A 22,631-nucleotide genomic window follows, 5' to 3' on the forward strand; every position below is an offset into this window, starting at 1 on the left:
GTCCCTCGAACCCCTGCACCGTGTCGACCAGCTGGCGTCCCAGACCTGGCCCGATCTCGGCGGGCATGTCGATGGCGACTTTCACCGAACGGTAGATCTCGGGATCCCGACTGCGGAAGTGTCACCCCCGCCCCCATGCGGATTGAGTGGCAGTTCACGACCCGCTTCGCCGGCCCCTACCGGCACGACTACTACTGACCTGCGGGAACGGGTCGGTTTCAGACGTTGAAGCGGAACTCCACCACGTCGCCGTCCTGCATGACGTACTCCTTGCCCTCGATGCGGACCTTGCCCGCCGCCTTGGCCGCCGCCATCGAACCGTGCTCGACCAGGTCGTGGTACGAGACCACCTCGGCCTTGATGAAGCCGCGCTGGAAGTCGCTGTGGATGACACCCGCGGCCTCCGGCGCGGTGGCGCCGACCGGGACGGTCCAGGCGCGTGCTTCCTTGGGGCCGGCCGTGAGGTACGTCTGGAGGCCGAGGGTGCGGAAGCCGACCCGGACGAGCTGGTTGAGGCCGGGCTCGTTCTGCCCGATCGACTCCAGCAGCTCGCGGGCCTCCTCCTCGGGCAGGTCCACCAGCTCAGACTCGATCTTGGCGTCCATGAAGATGGCCTCGGCGGGGGCTACCAGGGCGCGCAGCTCGTCGAGGAACGTCTCGTTGGCCAGCTCGGCCTCGTCGACGTTGAAGACGTACAGGAAGGGCTTGGTGGTGAGCAGGTGCAGCTCGCGCAGGTGCTCGAGCTCGATCTTGGCGGCGGCGGCGCCGGAGTAGAGGGTGGTGCCGCCGTCGAGCACCTCGATCGCGGTCTTCGCGGCGGCGACCGCGGCGGCCCGGTCCTTGCGGAGCTTGGCCTCCTTCTCCAACCGGGGCAGCGCCTTGTCCAGGGTCTGCAGGTCGGCGAGGATCAGCTCGGTGTTGATCGTCTCGATGTCGTCGGCCGGGGAGATCTTGCCGTCGACGTGCACCACGTTCGGGTCGGAGAAGGCCCGGACGACCTGGCAGATCGCCGAGGCGTCCCGGATGTTGGCCAGGAAGGCGTTACCCCGGCCCTGCCCCTTCGACGCGCCGCGGACCAGGCCGGCGATGTCGACGAACGACACCGGGGCCGGCAGCACCTTCTGCGAGGAGAAGATCTCGGCCAGCTTGCCCAGCCGCTCGTCGGGCAGCCCGACCACGCCGACGTTGGGCTCGATGGTGGCGAACGGGTAGTTCGCCGCCAGCACGTCGTTCTTGGTCAACGCGTTGAAAAGCGTGCTCTTGCCGACGTTGGGCAGGCCGACGATGCCGATGGTGAGACTCACGACGGGCCAGCTTACGCCGGTCCCGCCCGGGCCGGTCCAGGCGGCTCCGATTCGGCACCGGGCAGGTGGTGGATCGTCGATCCCGCCGGGCCCCGGTGGACGTTGCTAATCTCCCGGTTCGATGTTCCGCTGCTGGAGGTGAGATGACCTCGACGTTGCCCGAGCTGTACATCGCCGTCGATGTGGAGGCGGACGGGCCGATCCCCGGGCCGTACAGCATGATCTCGCTGGGCATGGCCGTGGCCGGCCGCCCGGACCTCACCTTCTACACCGAGCTGCGTCCCATCTCCGATGATTTCGTCCCGGCGGCACTGGCCGTCTCCGGCCTGGACCGGGACCGTCTGCTGCGGGAGGCGCCCACCGCCCAGGAGGCGATGTCCGCCGCGGCGGCTTGGGTCAACGGGCTGCGCCGGGTCGGCCGTCCGGTCTTCCTCGCCGCCCCGGCCGTCTGGGACGGCATGTTCGTGCACTGGTACTTCGTCCGCTTCGTCGGGCACAGCCCGTTCGGTGCCACCGGCTCCGGTGTTGATCTCCGCAGCTACTGGATGGGGTTGACCGGCAGCGAGTGGGTCCAGACCCGCAAGAGCACCATCAAGCACGAGCTGGGCCTGCACGACCTGCCGCACACCCACCACGCCGGGGAGGACGCCGCCGAGCTGGCCCAGGTCTTCGACGCGGTGCTCCGCCGCCGGCAGCCGGACGACGAGGCGTGAGGCTCAGCCGAGCCGGCGGGGGGCGATGACCGCCTCCCGGACGCTGCCGTCCGCGCCACGGCTGACCTCGTACGCCGAGACGCCCTCGCGGTCCGCGATCGCCTCGACCAGCCGGGTGCCCCGGTAGACCAGGCCGACGCCGTCGTCGGTGCAGTGGCTGGTGGGGAGCGTGCCGTCGCCGACCAGCTCGTGCATGAGCGGGCGGCGCTGGCCCTCGCTGTCGTAGTGCACCCCGTTGCCGTACGGCAGCCAGGCCAGGCCGTCGGTGAAGCCGCGCAGCCGGGGGCCGAAGCTGTCGGTGGCACCGCCGACATGCCAGCAGATCGAGCCGGCGGACACACCGGCCAGCACCACGCCGGCCTGCCAGCACTCGTGCAGGATCTCGTCGAGCCCGTGCACCCGCCACACGGCGACCAGGTTGGCGACGCTGCCCCCGCCGACCCAGATCACGTCCTGGGCGAGCAGGTGGGCGCGGACGTCCTCGACGTTCGGCATCGGGAACAGGGCGAGGTGGGACAGCCGGAACCGGGTGTCGGCGAACGCGCCGTAGACGGCGGTCAAGGAGGTGGGCTGGTCGCCGACGGCCTGCCCGAGGTAACAGACCTGCGGCTGCGGACCCGCCTCGGCCAACTCGGCGGCCAGCTCGAAGACCGGGCTGGGGCGCAGGTCGTAGGGCCCGCGGTCGCCCCGGAAGAAGCCCATGCTGGTGGCGATGATGGTCGGTTCGCTGGCAGCCATCGGGGCGTCCTTCCGTCGGGGGCGGTGCGGCGTCCATCCTGCCGCAGCCGGCCTCCCGCCCGCGCGGTGCCAGCCCGACCGCCACCTGCGGGTGGCGGTCGAACACCCCGCCAACCCCATGATCAGCCAGACTGGCCCGGGCGCCGTTGGCGGGGCACCTCAACCTCCGGCCGATGCCCCAGGGCCGGCCGGTCTGCCGGTGGTAGTTGCGCGGCGGCGGCGTGCGGCAGGGTGAACCGGTCGGCGGCGGCCGGCCCGGCCGAGACCGACTCGCGCAGCATCCAACGCACCTCGTCGGCCGTCCAGCCGAGCCCCGGCCGCGCGGCGATCTCGCGGACCAACCGCCTGCCGACCCGCGTGTCGTCGTCGTAGAAGCGCATGCACCAGTGGTGCGTCCACATCCCGAGCGCCCGCAGGCCCGCATCGTCGAGCGAGCCGGCCAACCGACCGCAGGCGGTGTCCGGAAAGCTCTGCTCAGGGTCGCCTGCTCGGTCCCGTTCGATGGCGCCCACGGCGGCCGGCGCGACGGCTCGCATCCGGCGGTAGAAGGACTGCGCCACCGCGCGGGGCAACGGCGGGAACGCACCCGGTGTCGACGCCGCCACCCAACCCGCCACGCTCGTCATTCGCCGCACCCCTTCTTCAGTTGGTGGCCGGACGCTACCCGGCACGACCGACACTTTCGGGCCGAAAAACCCCACCGATCGTGGATAGCGACGATGACCTGGGACGTCTGTATCTGTGACAACGAAACGGGGGTGGTGGGTGGACGAGGACGAGCGCGCGCGACTGGCCGAGTTCGTCGGCAGCCGGACTCCGGCGCTGATGCGGGTCGCGTACCTGCTGACCGGGGACCGCAACGCCGCCGAGGACCTGTTCCAGTCGGCGTTGGCGCGGACCATCCCGAAGTGGGGCACCATTCGGCACGTCGACCCCGAGGGCTACCTGCGGGTGGTGATGTACCGCGAGCAGATCAGCTGGTGGCGGCGACTTCGCCGGTGGCGGGAGACACCGCTCAACCCGGCGGACGAACCGGTCGGCGGCGACCCGAGCGGCGGCTCCGACGTGCGGTTGGCGATGCGCACCGCGCTGCGCCACCTGCCACCGACGCAGCGGGCGGTGGTGGTCCTCCGCTACTACGAGGACCTGCCCGAAGCCCGGGTGGCCGAGTTGCTGGGCTGCTCGGTGGGCACCGTGCGCAGCCGTACCCATCGAGCGGTGAAGCGACTACGCGACCTGCTGCCGGACGTCGACATGCTGGAGGTACGGCGATGACCGAACCCTTCGAGCACCTCATCCGCTCCACCCTCACCGACCTGGCCGAGGAGGCACCGATCGTGCATGACCAGTTGAGCCGAGCGGAACGGCGGGTGCGCAACAGACGTCGCGCCACGGTGGCGGTGGGGGCGGTGAGCACCCTGGCGGCGATCCTGATCGCCACCCCGCTCGCCCTGGCCGCTACCGGCTCGGACGGGCCTCCCCCGGCCGTGCCCAGCCCGGCCGGTCCGGCGGCCGTGCCCAGCCCACCCGAACCCACCCCGTCCGCGCCCACCGGGTTGCCGACGGTCGAGCCGAGCCCTGGAGGCGCGGAAACGAACCCGTCGATCACGCCGGGCCCGCCCGGCGTCCCGGGCCAGCCGACGGTCAAGCCGAGCCCGACGACCCCACCGGGCCCGCCCGGTGTGCCGGGACGGCCGACTGTCTCACCAACCCCGACGACTCCGCCGGGCCCGCCCGGTGTGCCGGGACGGCCGACTGTCACGCCGAGCCCGTCACGTTGAGCAGCACCGGTCAGGTCGGTGGTTCTTCCGCCCCGGCCTGACCGGTCAACCCAGGAGATTCCGGTCACCTTCGCGCGGCGCTCCCCGTACCGGCGAGCGTCGCGCGCCGGGGCGATCGGCGGGCACCGGTCCACCAAATTTGTCGAGGCCGACATGCCCGCTCATTCTTGGGCCATGACCGATCCCGGACACCCGAGGCGCCAGCTGCGGGGGCGACGATGAGCACCGCCATGGCCCGGGTGCCCGACTCCCTCCGGGGGCAGATCGTCACCCCCGGCGACCGCCGGTACGCGCAGCTGCGCTCGACGTACACCAGGTCGGCGTCTCCGGCTGCCGTCCTGCTGCCGAAGACCACCGCGCAGGTGGTCGACGCGCTGCGCTACGCGCGGGAGCAGCGGCTGCCCATCGCGGTCCGCAGCGGCGGCCACGGCCTCTCCGGAGCCTCGTCCAACAACGGTGGGGTGGTCATCGACCTCTCCATGCTCAACCGGGTTCAGGTGATCGACGAGCGGGCCGGGCTGGTCCGGGTCGAGGCCGGGGCCCGCTGGGCGAACGTCGCGAAGGCGCTGGCCCCGTACGGCCTGGTGATCAGCTCGGGTGACTACGGCGGCGTCGGCGTCGGCGGCCTGGCCACCGGCGGTGGTGTCGGCTGGCTGGTCCGCGCCCACGGCCTCACCATCGACCGGGTCCGCGCCGTCGAGGTGGTGCTGGCGGACGGGACGCTGGTACGCGCGGACGCCGACCACGAGCCGGAGCTGTTCTGGCTGGTCCGCGGGGCCGGGGCCGGCGCGGGGATCGTGGTGGCCTTCGAGATCGAGGCGGCCGAGCAACGCAACGTCGGTGTCGCGCAGCTGGTCGTCGAGGCGCATCCGGACGGTCGCACCGTCCGGGAGTGGACGAGCTACCTCGCGCACGCGCCACGGGAGCTGTCCGCCGCCGCCGTGGTGTTCGCGGAGGGTCGATCGGTCCTCATGTCCATCACCGCCGTGGTCGCCGCCGAGAGCCTGCGCCGGGCCCGACCGGCTGTGGAACCGCTGCTCGCCATCGGCAAGGTGCTCGAACACCGGACCGACCTGCTGCCCTACCCCACGCTGGTGCCGACGGCGCATCTCAACCCAAACGTCGGGCAGCAGCGTGGCACGACCACGAACGGCCTGTTCGCAGCGCTGGACGACGCCGGGGCGCGGGCCGTGACGCGAGCGGTGACCGGGCCGGGGCGGGCGGTGATCCAGCTCCGCTCGTTGGGTGGGGCGGTCAACGACGTCGCTTCCGACGCGACCGCGTACCCGCATCGTCACCAGGACACGCTGATCGTGGCCTCGGTGTTTCCGCCGCAGGCCGACTCCGCGTTGAACGTCGCCTGGCGGGCCGCCGGGGCGCGCGCCGACGGCGCGTACGTCAACTTCGAGAGCCGGCCGGATCCGGCGGCGTTCGCCCGGATCTACCCGGGCGAGACCGGGGCCCGGGTCCGGCGGCTGTGGAAGCGGTACGACCCGGACGGCGTGTTCCGGTCGGCGCTGCTGACCGGCCAGGCCAACCGAGCCGGCCAGGCCAACCGGTCCAGCCAGGGCGCCCGGTCCAACGGTGCCGGCCAGGCCGACCGGACCGGTCAGGGCTCCCGGGCCGGCCGGTCCGGCCAGCCGCACCGACGCCGCCGCTGACGCCGAGGCGGTACCCGCGCAGGCCGCGCACACCCAGGTCCGATTCCCGCCAGCCGATGACCGGTCGGGCGGGGCATCATCGGTGACATGGAGATGGACTTCGAGCGGTGTTACCGGGCCGTGGACAGCCGTGACCAGCGGTTCGACGGCTGGTTCTACACCGGTGTGACGTCCACCGGCATCTACTGTCGGCCGTCCTGCCCGGCGATCACGCCCAAGCGGCAGAACGTCCGGTTCTTCCCGTCCGCCGCCGCCGCGCAGGGTGCCGGGCTGCGCGCCTGCCGCCGCTGCCGGCCGGACGCCGCGCCCGGCTCCCCGCTCTGGGACGTCCGGGCGGACGTGGTCGGTCGGGCGATGCGGCTGATCGCCGACGGCGTTGTCGACCGGGACGGCGTGCCGGGCCTGGCCTCCCGGCTGGGCTACACCGAGCGGCACCTGCACCGGATGCTCAGCGCCGAGATGGGTGCCGGGCCGCTCGCGCTGGCCCGGGCCCAGCGCGCCCAGACCGCCCGGATCCTGATCGAGACGACCGACCTGGCGATGGCCGAGATCGCGTTCGCCGCCGGCTTCGGCAGCGTGCGGCAGTTCAACGACACGCTTCGCGAGGTGTACGCGAGCGCCCCGTCGGACCTGCGCGCGGCCCGTGGCCGCCAGCAGGCGCCGGCCGGGGCGGGGACCATCGCGCTCCGGCTGGCGTACCGCCCGCCGCTGCACGCCCGGGCGCTGCTGGACTTCCTCGTGGTACGGGCGCTGCCCGGCGTGGAGGAGGTCCGCGACGGGACGTACCACCGGGGTCTGCGGTTGCCGCACGGCATCGGCCAGGTGGCGCTGACCCCGGCGGACGGGCACGTGGCGGCGACGTTGCGCCTCGCCGACCTGCGCGACCTGGCGCCGGCGGTGGCCCGCTGCCGCCGGTTGCTCGACCTGGACGCGGACCCGGCGGCCATCGACGCGACGCTGGCCGCCGACCCGGCGCTGGCCCCGGTGGTCGCCGCCGAACCCGGCATCCGCGTCCCCCGCGCAGTCGACGGCTTCGAACAGGCCGTCCGCGCCATCATCGGCCAACAGGTCTCGGTCACCTCCGCAAGAACAACCCTCACCCGCCTCCTCTCCCATCACGTTGATCATGAGGTTGACGTGGTCGATGGAGATCAAAGTCCAGGTCAACCTCATGATCAACGGGGTGTGTCGGGGGGTGGGCTGCGGGCGTTCTTGAGCGCTGAGGACCTGCTGGGGGTTCCCGACTCGGGGTTTGGGATGCCGGTGGGGCGGCGGGAGGCTTTGCGGGGACTGGCTCGGGCCGTGGTGGACGGGTCTGTCGACCTCGCCGCTGGGGTGGACCGGGGGGAAGCCGTTCGAGGGCTGCTCGCGCTCCCGGGCATCGGCCCGTGGACCGCCAACTACCTGGCCATGCGCGCCTTCGGCGACCCGGACATCCTGCTCAGCTCCGACCTCGCGGTCCGGCGCGGCGCCGCCGCGCTCGGCCTGCCCGACACCCCGACAACCCTCGACAGGTACGCCGAACGTTGGCGCCCCTGGCGGTCCTACGCCACGATCAGACTCTGGAGAGCGGCATGAACATCGACAGCACCGTACTGAGCACACCGGCCGGCCCACTGAGCATCCTCGCCGGCCCCGACGGTGACGTACGGGCGGCCGGCTTCACCCCGGACCCGGCGGCGCTGCTGCCCCTGGTCCACCCGGCCCTGCGGGCACCGCTACGGGAGCGCGCCGACCTCGGCCCGGTCAGCGCGGCCGTCCGCTCCTACCTGGACGGTGACCTCGCCGCCATCGACACCGTGCCGGTACGGCAGCGCACCGGTGGCGAGTTCATGGCGCACGCCTGGCAGGTGCTGCGCGAGGTGCCGCCGGGCACCCCGGTCACCTACACCGGGTACGCGGCGCTGGCCGGCCGGCCACCGGCGGTGCGGGCCGCCGCGGCCGCCTGCGCCCGGAACGCGGCAGCCCTCTTCGTGCCCTGCCACCGGGTGCTTCGCACCGACGGCACGCTCGGCGGCTACCGCTGGGGGCTGGACGTGAAGAAGTGGCTTCTCGGTCATGAGCGGCGCTTGACAACAAGCTGACAGGAGCATCGACACCTGTTAGACGCTACCGTCTGGTAGTGCCTGTGGAGAGCGACGGCGACCCGGCCGCCCGGGCCGCCGCGGGCACCCACCCCGTGCACAACCTCTGGCGGCTTCGCCCCTACCTGCGCCCGTACGCCGCCGAGTTCGCCTGGCTGCTCGTCGCGGGGCTCGCCGGCACTGCCGCCGGGATCGCCGTACCGCTTGTCGTGCAGCGGGTCGTGGACGGGCCGGTGGCCCGACACGAACCGGAAGGGCTGCTCCAGCTCGGCGGCCTGGCGCTGCTGCTCGGCGTCGTCGAGGCGGTGCTCATCTTCATCCGTCGGTGGGTGCAGTCGTCCTCGGCGGTGGGCATGGAGGCGGCGCTGCGCGCCGACGTCTACGCCCACCTGCAACGGCTGCCCACGAGCTTCCACGACCGCTGGCAGTCCGGCCAGTTGCTCTCCCGGATCACCAGCGACCTGTCGGTGATCCGCCGGTTCCTCTCGTTCGGCGTGTTCTTCCTGGTGCTCAACCTGACCACGTACGTGGTCGTGGTGGTGCTGCTGATCAACCTGCACCCGGCGCTCGGGGTGCTGGTCGCGGCCAGCGCGGTGCCGCTGCTGCTGATCAGTCGCCGGTTCGGCAGGCACTACCACGCCGCGTCCCGTCGGATGCAGGACCAGCAGGGCGACGTGGCGACGCTGGTCGAGGAGACCGCGCAGGGCCTGCGCACCATGAAGGCGTACGGGCGGGGGCCCGAACTGGCCGCCCGCTTCGCCGGTGCGGCCCGGCGGCTGCACGACACGGGTGTCGGCAAGGGACGGTTGCTCGCCAACACCTCGGCGCTGCTCGACCTGGTCCCCAACGTGACCCTGGGTGTGGTGCTGGCGGCGGGGGCGGCCGCCGCCGCGCGGGGCGCGCTCACCATCGGCGAACTGGTCGCGTTCGTCAGCCTCCAACTGATGCTCATCTGGCCCGTGCAGTCACTGGGTTGGATCATCGCCAATGGTCAGGAGGCGGCCACCGCCGCCGACCGGATCCAGGAGGTGCTGGACACTCCACCCCAGATCGTGGACTCCCCCGGCGCTGTCGCGCTGCCGCGCGGCGCGGTGCATGGTCGGCTGCGCTTCGAGCGGGTCGCGTTCAGCTACCCGGGTGCCGGCACGGCGGTGCTGCACGAGATCGACCTGAGCGTCGAGCCGGGCGAGACGCTGGCCCTGGTCGGCGCCACCGGCTCCGGCAAGAGCACGCTGCTCTCCCTGGTACCCCGACTGCACGAGGTGACCGCCGGCCGGATCACCCTGGACGGGCACGACCTGCGCGAGCTGCGGCTCGCCTCTCTGCGCCGACTGGTCGGGGTTGCGTTCGAGGAGCCCACGCTCTTCTCCATGTCGGTGCGGGAGAACCTCACCCTGGGTCGCCCGGACGCCGGTGACGACGAGGTCCGCTCGGCCCTCGCGCTGGCCCAGGCCGACTTCGCGTACGACCTGCCGTGGGGGTTGGCCACCCGGGTGGGCGAGCAGGGGTTGTCCCTCTCCGGCGGGCAGCGGCAACGGCTCGCGTTGGCGCGGGCCGTGCTCGGCCGACCCGCGGTGCTGGTGCTGGACGACCCGCTCTCCGCCCTCGACGTGCACACCGAAGCCCTTGTCGAAGCGGCGCTGCGGCGGGTCCTGCGCGACAGCACCGCGCTGCTGGTGGTGCACCGGCCGTCGACGATCGCGCTGGCCGACCGGGTCGCGCTGCTGGAGGACGGGCGGATCACCGCTACCGGTCGGCACTCCGACCTGCTGGCCACCGTTCCGGCGTACCGGGCGCTGCTCGCCGCCGAACCGCCCGCCGGGCAGCCACCGCCGGCCGGAGCCAGCGGGCCGAGTTCGTCCCCTTCGGACGGGTGGGGGCTGGTGCGTTCGTGAGCGTGCCGAAGCAGGCCGACCCGCCGCCCGAGGAGGAGCCCGAGCTCACCCGCTGGCGGGGCACCGCCACCGACCCGGAGGCCGACCGCAGTCGAGCCGAGGACACCAGCCCCGAGGCGGTGGCCCGGCTCCGCCGGCTCAGCCGGACCCTGCTCGGCGACCTGCTCCGACCGCACCGGAGGCGACTCGCCGCGGCGGTCGGCCTGCTGCTGGCCCAGAACGGCGCCGCGATGGCCGGCCCGTACCTGGTCATGATCGGCATCGACCGGGCCATCCCGCCGTTGCGCGCCGGCGACGCCGGCCCGCTGATCACCGTCGCCGGGGCGTTCGCGGTGGCCTCGGTGACCGAGTACGCGGCCCGCCGCGGCTTCCTCACCCTCTCCGCCCGGATCGGCCAGGCCGTGCTGCTCGACCTGCGGCAGCGGGTGTTCGGGCACTTCCTGCGGCTGTCGGTGGGCTTCCACGAGCGGTACACGTCCGGCCGGATGGTCTCCCGGCTCACCAGCGACCTGGACTCGATCGCCGAGCTGGTCGACGGTGGGATCGACAGCCTGGTGCTGGCCGGCCTCTCGATCCTGTCGGTGGCCGCCATCCTGCTCTGGTTGGACCTGCCGCTGGCGGCCGTGACGCTGTTCGCCTTCCCGTTCCTGTTCTGGCTCTCCCGCTGGTTCGCCCGGTCGTCGGCCAGCGCGTACCGGCGGACCCGGGACGCTGTCGCGCTGGTCATCGTGCACTTCGTCGAGTCGATGCGGGGCATCCGGGCGGTGCAGGCGTTCCGCCGGGAGCCCCGCAACCAACGGATCTTCATGGCGCTCGGCGACGACTACCGACGGACCAGCCTGCACGCGTTCCGGCTGATCGCCACGTACTCGCCCGCGATCAAGCTGATCGGGAACGTCACAGTGGCGGTGGTGCTCTGCTACGGCGGTTGGCGGGTGCTCGGCGGGCAGACCGAGGTCGGCGTGCTCGCCGCGTTCCTGCTCTACCTGCGCCGCTTCTTCGAGCCGATGCAGGAGCTGAGCCAGTTCTACAACTCGTTGCAGTCGGCCACCGCCGCGCTGGAGAAGCTGGCCGGGGTGCTCGACGAACGACCGGCCGTCGCCGAACCGGCCCGGCCCACGCCGCTGCCGACCGGGCCCGGCCGGGGTGAGCTGATCTTCCGGGCGGTCAGCTTCGGCTACCGGGCCGACACCCCGATCCTCTGCGGGCTGGAGCTGACAGTGCCGGCCGGGCAGACAGTGGCGCTGATCGGGCCCACCGGGGCGGGCAAGTCGACGATCGCCAAGCTGGTCGCCCGGTTCCACGACCCCGACACCGGCACGGTCCGGTTGGACGGGGTCGACCTGCGCGACGTACGCGACGCCGACCTGCGCCGCGCCGTGGTGCTGGTGACGCAGGAGAACCACCTGTTCAGCGGGACCGTCGCGGAGAACATCCGGTTCGGTCGCCCGGGGGCCGACGACGCCGCCGTCCAGGCCGCCGCGCGGGCGATCGGCGCGCACGACTTCATCGCCGCACTACCCGAGGGGTACGCCACCCAGGTGCACCGACGCGGCGGCCGGCTCTCCGCCGGGCAACGCCAGCTGGTCGCGTTCGCCCGCGCGTTCCTGGCCGACCCGACAGTGCTCATCCTGGACGAGGCGACGTCGTCGCTGGACGTGCCGACCGAACGTCTCGTACAGCGGGCACTCGGCACCATCCTGCGCGACCGCACGGCGCTGGTGATCGCCCACCGATTATCCACAGTGGAGACCGCCGACCGGGTGCTCGTCCTCGACGGCGGAACTGTCGTCGAGGACGGCCCACCCGCCGTGCTGGCCGAGGCCGACGGCCGGTACGCCGCACTGCACCGCCAGTGGCGCGACTCGTTGATCTAGGCGGGCCGCCACCGTCGTGGCCGATCGCCGACGGCCGGTGTGTTCGGCCGCAACTACGTCGCCCCGCACCCGGCAGGTGCCTACGATCGCAGGATGACCGATACGGCGAGGACGGCCCGCGCCGGCGTTCCCGAGCGTCCCACCCTGGACGGGCTCGAGGAGAGCTGGGCACGCCGCTGGCAGGAGGAAGGCACGTACGCGTTCGACCGCTCGAAGACGACCGTTCCGGGTCGCGGCGCGGCGTCAGACGCGCCGAGCCGGAATGGTCGCAGGAGCGACGTGTTCTCGATCGACACCCCACCGCCGACCGTATCGGGCGAGTTGCACATGGGGCACGTCTTCTCGTACACGCACACCGACACCACGGCCCGGTACCAGCGGATGCGCGGCAAGGCCGTCTTCTACCCGATGGGCTGGGACGACAACGGCCTGCCCACCGAGCGTCGGGCGCAGAACGTGTACGGGGTGCGCTGCGACCCGGCACTGCCGTACGACCCGGTGTGGCGGCCACCGGCGGCTCCGGTCGACGACGCGGCCCGACGCGACCCCACCCCGATCTCCCGGCGCAACTTCATCGAGCTGTGCGAACGGTTGACGGTCACCGACGAACAGGCCTTCGAGGCGCTGTGGCGGAGGCTCGGGCTCTCGGTGGACTGGTCCCTGACGTACACGACGATCGGCCGGATGGCCCGGACCACCAGCCAACGGGCGTTCGTCCGCAACCTGCGCCGCGGCGAGGCGTACCAGTCGGAGGCGCCGACCCTCTGGGACGTCGGCTTCTCCACGGCGGTCGCCCAGGCGGAGTTGGAGGACCGGGAGCGCCCCGGCGCCTACCACCGGCTGCGGTTCGTCGCGGCCGACGGACGTGACGTGCTCATCGACACCACCCGGCCCGAACTGTTGCCGGCCTGTGTGGCGCTGGTCTGTCACCCCGACGACGAGCGGTACGCCGACCTGGTTGGCGGCACCGTGCGCAGCCCGCTGTTCGACGTCGAGGTTCCGGTGTACGCCCATCCCCTCGCCGAGCCCGGCAAGGGCACCGGTGTCGCGATGGTCTGCACGTTCGGTGACCTGACCGACGTGACCTGGTGGCGGGAGCTGGGGCTGGACACCCGGGTGGTGATCGGCCGGGACGGCCGGCTGCTCCCCGAGCCGCCGGACGGGGTGCCGGCACAGCCGTACGCGGCACTGGCCGGGCAGACCGTCAACGGCGCCCGGCGGGAGATCGTCGGGATGCTGGCCGACGCGGGTGACCTGATCGGCGAGCCGCGCCCGATCACCCACCCGGTCAAGTTCTACGAACGCGGCGACCGGCCACTGGAGATCGTCTCGACTCGACAGTGGTATCTGCGCAACGGCGGCCGGGACGAGGCGCTGCGAGCCACGCTGCTGGCCCGGGGCGAGCAGTTGCACTGGGTGCCGGCGCACATGAAACACCGCTACGACAACTGGGTGGGCGGCCTGAACGGCGACTGGCTGGTCAGCCGTCAACGCTTCTTCGGGGTGCCGGTGCCGGTGTGGTACCGGCTCGACGACACTGGCGAGCCGGACTGGTCCCACCCTCTCACGCCGGACGAGTCCGCGCTGCCGGTCGATCCATCCAGCGATCCGGCGCCCGGATACGACGAGTCGCAGCGCGGCCGGCCGGGTGGCTTCATCGGCGACCCGGACGTGCTCGACACCTGGGCCACCTCGTCGCTGACCCCGCAGATCGTCGGTGGCTGGGAGACCGACCCGGACCTGTTCGCCCGGGTCTTCCCGATGGACCTCCGCCCGCAGGGGCAGGAGATCATCCGGACCTGGCTCTTCGACAGCGTGGTCCGTTCGCACTTCGAGCACGGTGTGCTGCCCTGGCGGGACACAGTGCTCTCCGGCTGGATCCTCGACCCCGACCACAAGAAGATGGCCAAGTCCAAGGGGAACGTGGTCACCCCGCTGGCCCTGCTGGAGCAGCACGGCTCGGACGCGGTGCGCTACTGGGCGGCCAGCGGCAAGCCCGGCATGGACCTGGCCTTCGACCCGGCGCAGATCAAGGTCGGCCGGCGACTGGCCACCAAACTGCTCAACGCGTCCAAGTTCGCGCTCGGGCTGGGCGCGGGCGACGCGCTGCGCGCCCCGTACGACAACTCCAGCTCGGCGCGTCTGACGCCACGCCGCGACCTGGAGCTGTCGGCCACGACACCACTGGACCGGGCCATGCTCGCCGAGCTGGCCACCGTGGTCACCGCCGCGAGCGCCGCCTTCGACTCGTACGACCACACGGCGGCGTTGCAGGTGACCGAGGCGTTCTTCTGGCGGTTCTGCGACGACTACATCGAGCTGGTCAAGGAGCGCGCCTACGGCACCGGCGCGGGTGCCGACTCCGCCCGGGCGGCGTTGGCCTCGGCGCTCTCGGTGCAGCTGCGGTTGTTCGCACCGGTGCTGCCGTACGTGACCGAGGAGGTCTGGTCGTGGTGGCGGTACGGCTCGGTGCACCAGGCGCCGTGGCCCACCACGTACGAGGTGGCCCGGACGATCGAGGGGTCGGGTGAGCCGGCGCTGCTGCGGCTCGCCGGTGAGGCGCTCAGCCAGGTGCGACGGGCCAAGTCGGAGCGGAAGCTGTCGATGAAGGCGGAGGTGCCGTTGGCCGAGGCGCTCGGCCCGGCGGCGCTGCTGGAGCAGCTCACGCTGGTCGCCGACGATCTACGGGCGGCGGGCCGGATCGGCAAACTCGACCTGCTCCCGGACCGTACCCCGGAGCTGGTCATCGCCTGCGCCTTCTGACCCGGGCCCGCCGCCGCCTGCTCGGGCGGCGGCGGGCCGGCGGGTCACCAACCGCGCAGGAAGCGCAGCCCGAGCAGGAACGCGATCACGGAGGGCCCCACCAGCAGGGTGATCGCCTGGAGGCGGTACGGCATCCGGTGCCGGGTCAGCTCGCCCGCGTTGCCCAGCACGATGGCCCCGGCCAGCATCAGGAACGCGCCCCACCAACCGGTCTCCAGGTCGATCAGCTCCACCCGGATCAGTTGCAGGGTCAGGCCGAGCAGCGCCCCGGTCAGCGCGAGCAGGGCCACCGCCCGGTGCAGGCCGCGGGCCAGCGGGTGGGCCGCCCGCCAGCCGTAGGTGCCGGCGACCGCCAGGCAGGGCAGCACGACCATCAGCGGCCAACCCCGCCCCATCACCCCGAACATCAGCAGCGCGCCCACCGCGAAGACCATCGTGCCGACGCAGGCGAGCATGTACCCGGCGAAGGCCCGGCCCCCGCCGCGGGCCAGCAACGGGCCGCCGCTGGCCGCGATCAACGCGGCCGGGATCAGGATGAACACCGCCCACCAGTGGAACTGGCCGGTGCCCTGAGCCGCCGTGGCGACAGTGGCACAGGCCAGACCGGCGACGGCCAGGCTGGTCAGCCACGGCCGGCTGCTCCGGGAGTATGGCTCAGCCAACGACGTCCGCTCCGCTTCGACGCTCACGCCCTTCAGCCTGGCCCGATGTGGCCCGACCGGTCCATCCGGCCAGCCCTACCGCCGCGCGGGGGCTGGCCGGAACAGCGGCCAGGGCGTGTGTCAAAGCCTCGGTCGAGCCGAGGCGGAGTCCAGGCGGCGGTCCGGGAAGGCGGAAATCGGCCCGGATACCGGTGTTGTATCCGGGCCGATTTCCAACGCGGCCGGTCGTCGCCTGGGCCCGCCGCAGGCCGGCCAGGGGCTTTGACACACGCCCTAGCACCGCCGTCAGCTCGTCTCGCCCGCCACGCTGAACGAGCGCAGGCGGTCGATGGCGAGCACTGTGAAGCCCACGCTGACCAGCGCGGTCATCACCGACGCCACCGGCACCGACACGCTGGTCTCCAGCAGCCCGGTGGGGGCGAGCCGGTCGGCGAGAGCGATCACGTACTGCTGGATGGAGAGCACCTTGGTGCCGCTGACGAAGTTGCCCAGCAGCCCCTCCCAGATCAGCACGTAGACCAGGCCGAGCAGCACCGGCCGCCTGGTGACCAGGCTGAGCGCGAGGAACAACGCCGAGTACGCCAGCGCGCCGAGCGCCGCCGCGACCGCCAGCGCCAGACCGAGGCGTACCGAATCGGCGAGCACGCCCGCGACGTAGAGCGGCACCGCGACGGTGACCGCGGTGACCCCGGCGGCGACCAGGAGCTTCGGCAGCACGATCTGCCAGCGCGGCAGCGGCTTGGTCAGGATGTGCACCACGGTGCCGTCGTCGATCTCGGCACCCAGCACCCCCGTGCCGATGATCAGCGCGACCACCGGCAGCACCACGGCGAGCCCGAGGCCGACCAGCACCGGCGGCCCCCACTCGCCCGGGTCCACGCCCAGCGACCGGCAGAGCACGGCCAGCCCGAGCAGCACCAACGGCAACGGGAGCAGCAGCAGGAACCGACGCCGGCCGAACAGCCCGCGTGCGGTGATCCAGGTAATTGTCGACATGTCAGGCCTCCACCAGGTAGGAGAAGACGCTCTCCAGAGACTCGTCGGACGGCACCAGCTGGCGCACCCGGATGCCTTGCTTGAGCGCGATCCGGGGTAGCGCCCGGGTGAAGGCGCCGTAGTCACCGGCCCGCACGGTCAGGCCGGTCGGGTCCAACTCGACCCCACTGACCGACGGCTCGGCGATCAGCGCGACGGCCAAGGCCCTGTCGTTCGTCGACCGCACCGCGAACACGTGCGGGCGGTTGGTCATCAACCGGCGGATGGTCCGGAAGTCGCCGGAGGCCGCCAACCGGCCGGCCACCATCACCTGCACCGTCCCGGAGACCTGCTCGACCTCCTCCAGGATGTGCGAGCTGAACAGGATGGTCCGACCGGCGTCGCCCAGGGTGTGCAGGAGCTGCATCATGTGCAGCCGCTGGCGCGGGTCCATCCCGTTGAACGGCTCGTCGAGCAGCAGCACCTGCGGGTCGTGCACCAACGCGGCGGCAACCCGGGCCCGCTGCCGCATGCCCTTGGAGTACGTGCCGATCCGGCGGTCCTGCGCCGACTCCAGCTCCACCAGATCGATCGCCCGCCGGGCCGCCGCCGCCGGGTCGGCCAGCCGGTGCAGCTTCGCGCTGGCCAGCACGAACTCGTACGCGGTGAGGAAACCCTGAACCGCCTCCCGTTCACTGACCAGCCCCAGCCGCCGGTAGACGTCGGGGTTACGCCAGGTCGGCTCGTCGTCGAGGGTGACAGTGCCGCGCGACGGGGCGAGGAACCCGGCCATCATGTGCAGCAGCGTGGTCTTGCCGGCGCCGTTCGGGCCGAGCAGCCCCGTCACGCCCGGCCCCAGGGCCATGCTGATGTCGTTGACAGCGACCACGTTGCCGTACCACCGGGACACCCCGGTCAGGCTCAGCGTGCTCATCAGGAGGCGACCTTCCGGTAGCGGGCCAGCAGGAGGGCGGTCGCGCCGGCGACCAACAGCACCGCGGCCAGGGCGTAGACCGGGCCGAACCCGCCGATCATCATCTCGCCCGGATCGCCCTCGACCAGCAGGTCACCCAGCGACCAGATGCCCACCCCCTGCACCAGCGTGGAGGGCGAGGCAAGCCCGGCCAGCTCGTTGGCGGCGCGCGACGGGAGGATGCTCAGCACCCCGACGATCGGGGTGGTCATCAGGAAGACCGCCACCACCCCACCGGCGGCGAAGGCGCGCTTGCCGGTCAGCGAGGCGACCAGCAGCCCGACCGAGGCGAAGACCACAGCCCACAGCCCGGCGTAGAGCAGCCCGGGCAGCAGGTCGAGCAGCTCGTTCCACACCCCGCGCATGCCCTGCTTGGTGGTGAAGGCGGCACCCAGGAACATCAGCAGCTGCGGCCCGCCGAGCAGCAACCAGAGGGCGGTGACCAGCGCCAGCAGCTTGGCCAGCGCGTAGTCGGTGCGCGGCAGCGGCCGGGAGAAGTACAGCGGCAGCACACCGCTGCGCAGGTCCCGGGAGACCAGCTCCGGAGCGACGACAGCGACGAAGAAGATGACAAGCCAGCTCATCGCGTCGGCGAACTGGGCGTACGTGGCGACTGGCTCGCCGATCTGGCTGCGTACCGCAGCCAGGGCCACCGCGACCAGCGAGACGATGCCGACCACCAGCCACGGGAAGATCTTGGCCTTGGCGCTGCGCCCGAAGCCGAACGCGGTGCGCAGACCGTGCAGGTAGAGCGCGCCGAAGACCTGTCGGCGGCCCAGCCGCGGACCCTTGTAGCGCTGGTAGCCGATGTCGTGGATGACGCCGGTCGGCGCGGGGCGCACGGCGGCTGCGGTCGGCTCAGGCATGGGTGAGCTCCCTCGTGGCGAAGAGTTCGGCCACCCGGTGCCGGCGCTGGTCCAGTCGGTGCAGTGGCAGGTCCAGTTCGGCGACCGCACCGAGGATCAGGTCGTAGGTGCCGTCGTCGGCGAGCGGCACGAGGAGCAGTCGCCCGTCCCGGGCGACCGGCAGTTTCAGCTCGGCGAGCCGGGCGGCGAGTTCCTCGGTGCCTTCGCTGACCTCCACGGCGAGCACGTCGGTGGCCGAGGTCATCGCGGAGATGTTGTCGGCGCGCAGCAGTTTGCCGCCGTCGATGGCGATGAGCGTGTCGCAGATCCGCTCCACCTCGCCGAGCAGGTGCGAACAGACCAGCACGGAGATGCCGAACTCGGTGCCGATCCGGTGCACCAGCGCCAGCATGGCGTCGCGGCCGGCCGGGTCCAGGCCGTTGGTCGGCTCGTCCAGCAGCAGCAGGTCGGGGTCGTGCACCAGTGCCTGGGCCAGCTTGACGCGCTGCTTCATGCCGGTGGAGTAGCCACCGACCGGGCGGTAGCGCTCCTCATAGAGCCCCACGTGCCGCAGCGCCTCCGAGGCCCGCTCACGGGCCGCGGTGCGGGGCAGACCGCTCATCCGGCCGAGGTGGGTGACCAGCTCGGCGGCGGACAGGTCCGGGGGGAGGCAGTCGTGCTCCGGCATGTAGCCGACCCGGTTGCGGACGGCCGCCGGGTCCGCGGTCGGGTCGATGCCGAGCACCGAGACCTGCCCGCTGGTTGGTGCGATCAGGCCGAGCAGAATCTTGATCAACGTGGATTTTCCGGCGCCGTTCGCGCCCACCAGGCCGATGATCCCGGGCTCGACGGCGACGGTGAGGTCGGCCAGCGCGGTGACCCGACCTCCGTACGTCTTGGTGAGCGACTGGGTCGCGATCAGTGTCACGAGCCCAGCGTAGGGAGTCGATGCCCAGCCCGGACACCGGCACGCCCCCGGCGCTCCCCTGATCCTTTTCCGGCCGGACCCCTAAGGTCCCCCACCCGGGGCTCTGGCGACGTTTCCGCCGGTCCTGCGTTCGGCCCGACCCCGCCTCGGGAAAGACGGATCCGGGGTGGCACCATTCACCTCCCGTTCACCAGACATCGACCTGACTGGTGATCGACTGACGACGTGGGAGGGATCCTGAAAGCCAAGGTGGGCGTCCCCAAGGTGAGCGTCGTGGTGCCGGCGTACAACTGCGGCCCGCACATCGAGAAGCTCGTCGCCTCGCTGCTGCGGCAGTCACTGCCCGCTGACGAGTTCGAGGCGATCTTCGTCGACGACGGCTCGACAGACGGCACGGCCAAGCGACTGGACCGGCTGGCCGCCGAGCACCCACACATCCGGGTGCTGCACATCGAGAACTCCGGGTGGCCGTCGCGTCCGCGTAACCTCGGCATCGAGCACGCCCAGGGCGAGTACGTCTTCTTCGCCGACGACGACGACTGGTTCGCCGACGAGGCGCTGGAGCGGCTCCACGCCTGCGCGACGACGAACGACGCCGACATCGTGGTCGGGAAGATGGCCGGGTACGGGCGCCCCGTGCCGCGGGAGCTGTTCCGGAAGAACCGCTTCGACGCCACGCTTGCCAACTCCCCCCTGATCGACAGCCTGACCTGCCACAAGCTGTTCCGGCGGTCGTTCCTCAACGAGCACGGTCTGCGGTTCCCGGAGGGCGGCAAGCGTCGGCTGGAGGACCACTCGCTGGTCGTCCGCGCCTACTTCCTGTCCCGGCGCACCTCGGTGCTGTCCGACTACACCTGCTACCACCACGTCCACCGGGGCGACGGGCGTAACGTCACCGCCGGCGAGATGGACCCGTCGAGCTACTTCGCCAGCGTGCGGGAGGCGCTGGACGTGGTCGACGCCCACACCGAGCCGGGTCCGCTGCGGGACCGGCTGCACCGGCGCTGGCTGCGCAACGAGATGCTCAGCCGGCTCCGCGGCAAGCGGCTGCTGGAAGCCCCCGAGGCCTGGCTGGACCAGGTCGCGCTGGAGACCCAGAAGATCATCCAGGACCGCTTCGCCAGTGGCGTCGCCGCCGGGCTGCCGCCCCTGCTCCGCGCCGTGGCGTACCTCGCCGAGCGGGGCCGCGTCGCGGACCTGCGCCGGCTCGCCAACTGGGAGGCGGGCATCGCCGCACACAGCCGGATCGACGAACTCCAGCACACCGACCACGCCGTCACGGTGACCGTAGCCGCCGAGCTGCGCTCGGGGGACCAGCCGGTGGGCTTCCGCGCCGACGATGGCCGCGACGTGCTGATGCTCCCGATGGAGGAGATCGCCCCCGAGGTGCTGGACGCCACCGCGCAGGTGCGCAAGGCCCGCCTGGACCTGGTGGCCCGCCACCGGGAGACCGGCGGTGAGATCTTCCTTCCGATGACCTTCCAAACCGAGCGGATCACCGGCGGGACCGGAGCCGACATCGTGCACCTGGTGCACCGGGCCACCGCCACTATCGACTTCGCCGCCCTCAACGGTGGCCGGACCAGGGGCAGTTGGATGCTCAAGGCCCGGATCTCCAACGTGGGCTGGACCGAGGACGCGCGACTGCCGCTGGTGTTCATCTGCCCGGCCGACGGCTCGCGACCCCGGATCCGCGACGAGCGGAAGGTGTGGAACCGGGTGCGGTCGGCGGTAGGCCGGCGGATCAAGCGCTGATCCGCCCGCCGGGGTCGTGGAGTGGCGCCCTCGACCGATCGGCGGTCGGCTGCGAAACTGTGTGCCGGTCAGCGAGTGGGGGGTGTGGATGAGCAACGGCTGGGTGCTGCCCGACGAGGTGCTACGGGACGCACCGGCGTACACGCCACGTCCCGGTGAGCTCGCGGATCTGGAGCTGCTACTGACCGGCGCGTACGCCCCTCTGACTGGCTTCATGACCCGCGCCGACCTGGTCTCGGTCAGCCGGCGCGGCCGGCTGGCCGACGGCACACCGTGGCAGGTTGCGGTCGTCCTCCAGGTGCCGGCGACACTGGCGCAGAGCTTCGATCCGCGCGACCCGGCCCGCCGGGCGCTCGTGTTGACCGACGGGGAGGGTGCCCCGGCAGCCGCCCTGGACGTGGCCGACGTCTGGCCGGTACGCGAGGGCGTGGCGGGGGTCGGCGGTCAGGTCCGGCGGTTGGGCGACGGTGGGCACGGTCCGTTCCAGCGGCTGCGCCGCAACCCGGAGGAGGTCCGCGCGCTACTGCCCCCGGGCCGGGTGCTCGGGGTGATCGCCGATCGGCCGCTGCATCGTCCGCAGCTCGCGCAGATCGCCCATGCCGCCCGCACCCTGGCCGCGCACCTGCTCGTGATGATCCCGGTCGGTGAGGGTGGCGCCGACGGGCTCCCGCCGGAGGCGCTGGTCCGTACGATCTTCGCCGCGCGGGACCGGATGCCCCCCGCCACCCTGGTCGCGGTGCCGCTGTCGCACCGCCGCGAGGAGATCAGTGACGCGTTGCTGCGCGCCCGGGTCTCCGCCGCGTACGGGGTCACCCACCTGCTCTCCACCGGGGAGATGCTCTCCGGAGCCGGGCTGCGGGTGCTGGTGCCGCGCGAGCTCGCGTACGACAACCGGGACGGGCAGTGGCGCTGGCGGGAGGACATCCCACCGCGCAATCGCCGGCTCGCGCTGACCCAGCCGGAGATCGACGACCTGCTGGACAGGGGCTTCCCGCTACCGGAGTGGCACACCCCGCCCGCAGTGGCGCGCGAGTTGGCCCGGGCCCGGCCGCCACGTCGGCAGCGCGGGCTGGTGGTCTTCCTGACCGGCCTCTCCGGCTCCGGCAAGTCGACGATCGCCCGAGGCCTGGCGGACGCGTTACGGGAGAGCGGCGACCGCACTGTGACCCTGCTCGACGGGGACGTGGTGCGCCGGGAACTCTCCGCCGGTCTGGGCTTCAGCAAGGCCGACCGGGATCTCAACGTACGGCGGATCGGCTGGGTGGCCGCCGAGATCGCCCGGCACCGTGGGGTGGGCATCTGCTGCCCGATCGCCCCGTACGCGGCGGCAAGGGCCACCGCCCGGGAGATGGCCCTCGCCGCCGGGGCGGGTTTCGTGCTGGTGCACGTGGCCACCCCGCTGGAGGTGTGCGAGCGGCGGGACCGCAAGGGCCTGTACGCGCGGGCGCGGGCCGGCCTGCTCACCGGGATGACCGGCATCGACGACCCGTACGAGGAGCCGACCGACGCCGATCTGGTGCTCGACACCACCGACCTGAGCGTGGCGGACGCGGTGCAGGCCGTGCTGCACCATCTGACCGAGACCGGTTGGGTGGAGCTGAAGATCGCCACCGCCTGAGGCGTCGCCGTACCCGTTTCTTCCACAGCTGACCCGCACGCGCTAGTGTTCATCTTTGT

The 22,631-nt window shown here is 72.3% G+C and carries 18 protein-coding genes and 2 pseudogenes; 12 read left to right on the forward strand and 8 right to left on the reverse strand.

Going from position 1 to position 22,631, the window contains the following annotated elements:
• Positions 1-218 precede the first annotated feature (218 nt).
• A complete protein-coding gene (ychF, locus tag IW249_RS04875; protein ID WP_196919703.1) occupies positions 219-1,304 on the reverse strand; it encodes a redox-regulated ATPase YchF in 1,086 nt (361 codons plus the stop codon).
• Between the two features lie 143 nt (positions 1,305-1,447).
• Between ychF and IW249_RS04880 the strand changes: the two genes are divergently transcribed.
• A complete protein-coding gene (locus IW249_RS04880) occupies positions 1,448-2,017 on the forward strand; it encodes an exonuclease (protein ID WP_196919704.1) in 570 nt (189 codons plus the stop codon).
• Between the two features lie 3 nt (positions 2,018-2,020).
• On the opposite strand, the gene IW249_RS04885 is transcribed toward IW249_RS04880, so the two are convergent.
• Complete coding sequence (locus tag IW249_RS04885) at positions 2,021-2,755, reverse strand: Type 1 glutamine amidotransferase-like domain-containing protein (protein ID WP_196919705.1); 735 nt, start codon at positions 2,753-2,755, stop codon at positions 2,021-2,023.
• Positions 2,756-2,877: 122 nt separating this feature from the next.
• Positions 2,878-3,381, reverse strand: coding sequence for a hypothetical protein (locus tag IW249_RS04890; protein WP_231392411.1), 504 nt, complete (start codon positions 3,379-3,381; stop codon positions 2,878-2,880).
• A gap of 139 nt (positions 3,382-3,520) precedes the next feature.
• Between IW249_RS04890 and IW249_RS04895 the strand changes: the two genes are divergently transcribed.
• From IW249_RS04895 to valS, 9 genes and pseudogenes are all read left to right on the forward strand, one after another.
• Positions 3,521-4,030 (forward strand): SigE family RNA polymerase sigma factor, encoded by a 510-nt coding sequence (locus IW249_RS04895; protein ID WP_196919706.1) that lies wholly within the window; start codon positions 3,521-3,523, stop codon positions 4,028-4,030.
• Complete coding sequence (locus tag IW249_RS04900) at positions 4,027-4,536, forward strand: hypothetical protein (protein ID WP_196919707.1); 510 nt, start codon at positions 4,027-4,029, stop codon at positions 4,534-4,536. The genes IW249_RS04895 and IW249_RS04900 overlap by 4 nt, the downstream gene beginning before the upstream one ends.
• Positions 4,537-4,754: 218 nt before the next feature.
• Complete coding sequence (locus IW249_RS04905) at positions 4,755-6,197, forward strand: FAD-binding oxidoreductase (RefSeq protein ID WP_196919708.1); 1,443 nt, start codon at positions 4,755-4,757, stop codon at positions 6,195-6,197.
• Positions 6,198-6,284: 87 nt separating this feature from the next.
• A pseudogene (locus IW249_RS04910) lies at positions 6,285-7,307 on the forward strand (bifunctional transcriptional activator/DNA repair enzyme AdaA); the annotation flags it as partial.
• Between the two features lie 72 nt (positions 7,308-7,379).
• A pseudogene (locus tag IW249_RS35155) lies at positions 7,380-7,775 on the forward strand (DNA-3-methyladenine glycosylase family protein); the annotation flags it as partial.
• Positions 7,772-8,281 carry a methylated-DNA--[protein]-cysteine S-methyltransferase gene (locus IW249_RS04915; RefSeq protein WP_196919710.1) on the forward strand — a complete coding sequence of 170 codons (510 nt, stop codon included), beginning with the start codon at positions 7,772-7,774 and terminating at the stop codon, positions 8,279-8,281. The pseudogene IW249_RS35155 and the gene IW249_RS04915, both read left to right, overlap by 4 nt.
• A gap of 38 nt (positions 8,282-8,319) precedes the next feature.
• Positions 8,320-10,176, forward strand: coding sequence for an ABC transporter ATP-binding protein (locus IW249_RS04920; protein ID WP_196919711.1), 1,857 nt, complete (start codon positions 8,320-8,322; stop codon positions 10,174-10,176).
• Positions 10,173-12,053, forward strand: coding sequence for an ABC transporter ATP-binding protein (locus IW249_RS04925; RefSeq protein ID WP_196919712.1), 1,881 nt, complete (start codon positions 10,173-10,175; stop codon positions 12,051-12,053). The genes IW249_RS04920 and IW249_RS04925 overlap by 4 nt, the downstream gene beginning before the upstream one ends.
• Before the next feature lie 93 nt (positions 12,054-12,146).
• Positions 12,147-14,816 carry a valine--tRNA ligase gene (gene valS, locus IW249_RS04930; protein WP_196919713.1) on the forward strand — a complete coding sequence of 890 codons (2,670 nt, stop codon included), beginning with the start codon at positions 12,147-12,149 and terminating at the stop codon, positions 14,814-14,816.
• A gap of 44 nt (positions 14,817-14,860) precedes the next feature.
• Here the strand turns inward: valS and IW249_RS04935 are convergent, their stop codons facing one another.
• The 5 genes from IW249_RS04935 to IW249_RS04955 form a co-directional block, all read right to left on the reverse strand.
• On the reverse strand, positions 14,861-15,505 hold the full coding sequence (locus tag IW249_RS04935) for a hypothetical protein (RefSeq protein ID WP_196919714.1): 645 nt from the start codon (positions 15,503-15,505) through the stop codon (positions 14,861-14,863).
• Positions 15,506-15,763: 258 nt separating this feature from the next.
• The gene (locus IW249_RS04940) at positions 15,764-16,474 is read right to left on the reverse strand and encodes an ABC transporter permease subunit (RefSeq protein ID WP_196919715.1); all 711 of its coding nucleotides are present in this window, start codon (positions 16,472-16,474) and stop codon (positions 15,764-15,766) included.
• A gap of 1 nt (position 16,475) precedes the next feature.
• Positions 16,476-17,387, reverse strand: a complete 912-nt coding sequence (locus IW249_RS04945; protein ID WP_196919716.1) for an ABC transporter ATP-binding protein — start codon at positions 17,385-17,387, stop codon at positions 16,476-16,478.
• A complete protein-coding gene (locus tag IW249_RS04950; RefSeq protein WP_196919717.1) occupies positions 17,387-18,292 on the reverse strand; it encodes an ABC transporter permease in 906 nt (301 codons plus the stop codon). Before IW249_RS04950 ends, IW249_RS04945 begins: the two co-directional genes overlap by 1 nt.
• Positions 18,285-19,199: an ABC transporter ATP-binding protein gene (locus tag IW249_RS04955; RefSeq protein ID WP_196919718.1), complete on the reverse strand. Its 915-nt coding sequence runs from the start codon at positions 19,197-19,199 to the stop codon at positions 18,285-18,287. The genes IW249_RS04950 and IW249_RS04955 overlap by 8 nt, the downstream gene beginning before the upstream one ends.
• A 225-nt stretch (positions 19,200-19,424) precedes the next feature.
• Here IW249_RS04955 and IW249_RS04960 point away from each other — a divergent pair, with 225 nt between their 5' ends.
• Positions 19,425-20,954, forward strand: a complete 1,530-nt coding sequence (locus IW249_RS04960) for a glycosyltransferase family 2 protein (protein WP_307788525.1) — start codon at positions 19,425-19,427, stop codon at positions 20,952-20,954.
• 88 nt (positions 20,955-21,042) lie between these two features.
• Positions 21,043-22,572 (forward strand): adenylyl-sulfate kinase, encoded by a 1,530-nt coding sequence (gene cysC, locus IW249_RS04965; protein ID WP_196919719.1) that lies wholly within the window; start codon positions 21,043-21,045, stop codon positions 22,570-22,572.
• Positions 22,573-22,631: the final 59 nt, after the last annotated feature.

The organism is Micromonospora vinacea, from assembly GCF_015751785.1.
Classification (GTDB): Bacteria; Actinomycetota; Actinomycetes; order Mycobacteriales; family Micromonosporaceae; genus Micromonospora; species Micromonospora vinacea.

What these genes read in the sequence shown, in the direction of transcription:
- IW249_RS04905 (WP_196919708.1), top strand. Translation starts at nt 4,755, where the DNA reads ATGAGCACCGCCATGGCCCGGGTGCCCGACTCCCTCCGGGGGCAGATC.
- IW249_RS04880 (WP_196919704.1), top strand. Translation starts at nt 1,448, where the DNA reads ATGACCTCGACGTTGCCCGAGCTGTACATCGCCGTCGATGTGGAGGCG.
- cysC (WP_196919719.1), top strand. Translation starts at nt 21,043, where the DNA reads ATGAGCAACGGCTGGGTGCTGCCCGACGAGGTGCTACGGGACGCACCG.
- IW249_RS04900 (WP_196919707.1), top strand. Translation starts at nt 4,027, where the DNA reads ATGACCGAACCCTTCGAGCACCTCATCCGCTCCACCCTCACCGACCTG.
- IW249_RS04950 (WP_196919717.1), bottom strand. Translation starts at nt 18,292, where the DNA reads ATGCCTGAGCCGACCGCAGCCGCCGTGCGCCCCGCGCCGACCGGCGTC.
- IW249_RS04940 (WP_196919715.1), bottom strand. Translation starts at nt 16,474, where the DNA reads ATGTCGACAATTACCTGGATCACCGCACGCGGGCTGTTCGGCCGGCGT.
- IW249_RS04885 (WP_196919705.1), bottom strand. Translation starts at nt 2,755, where the DNA reads ATGGCTGCCAGCGAACCGACCATCATCGCCACCAGCATGGGCTTCTTC.
- IW249_RS04945 (WP_196919716.1), bottom strand. Translation starts at nt 17,387, where the DNA reads ATGAGCACGCTGAGCCTGACCGGGGTGTCCCGGTGGTACGGCAACGTG.
- valS (WP_196919713.1), top strand. Translation starts at nt 12,147, where the DNA reads ATGACCGATACGGCGAGGACGGCCCGCGCCGGCGTTCCCGAGCGTCCC.
- IW249_RS04890 (WP_231392411.1), bottom strand. Translation starts at nt 3,381, where the DNA reads ATGACGAGCGTGGCGGGTTGGGTGGCGGCGTCGACACCGGGTGCGTTC.
- IW249_RS04915 (WP_196919710.1), top strand. Translation starts at nt 7,772, where the DNA reads ATGAACATCGACAGCACCGTACTGAGCACACCGGCCGGCCCACTGAGC.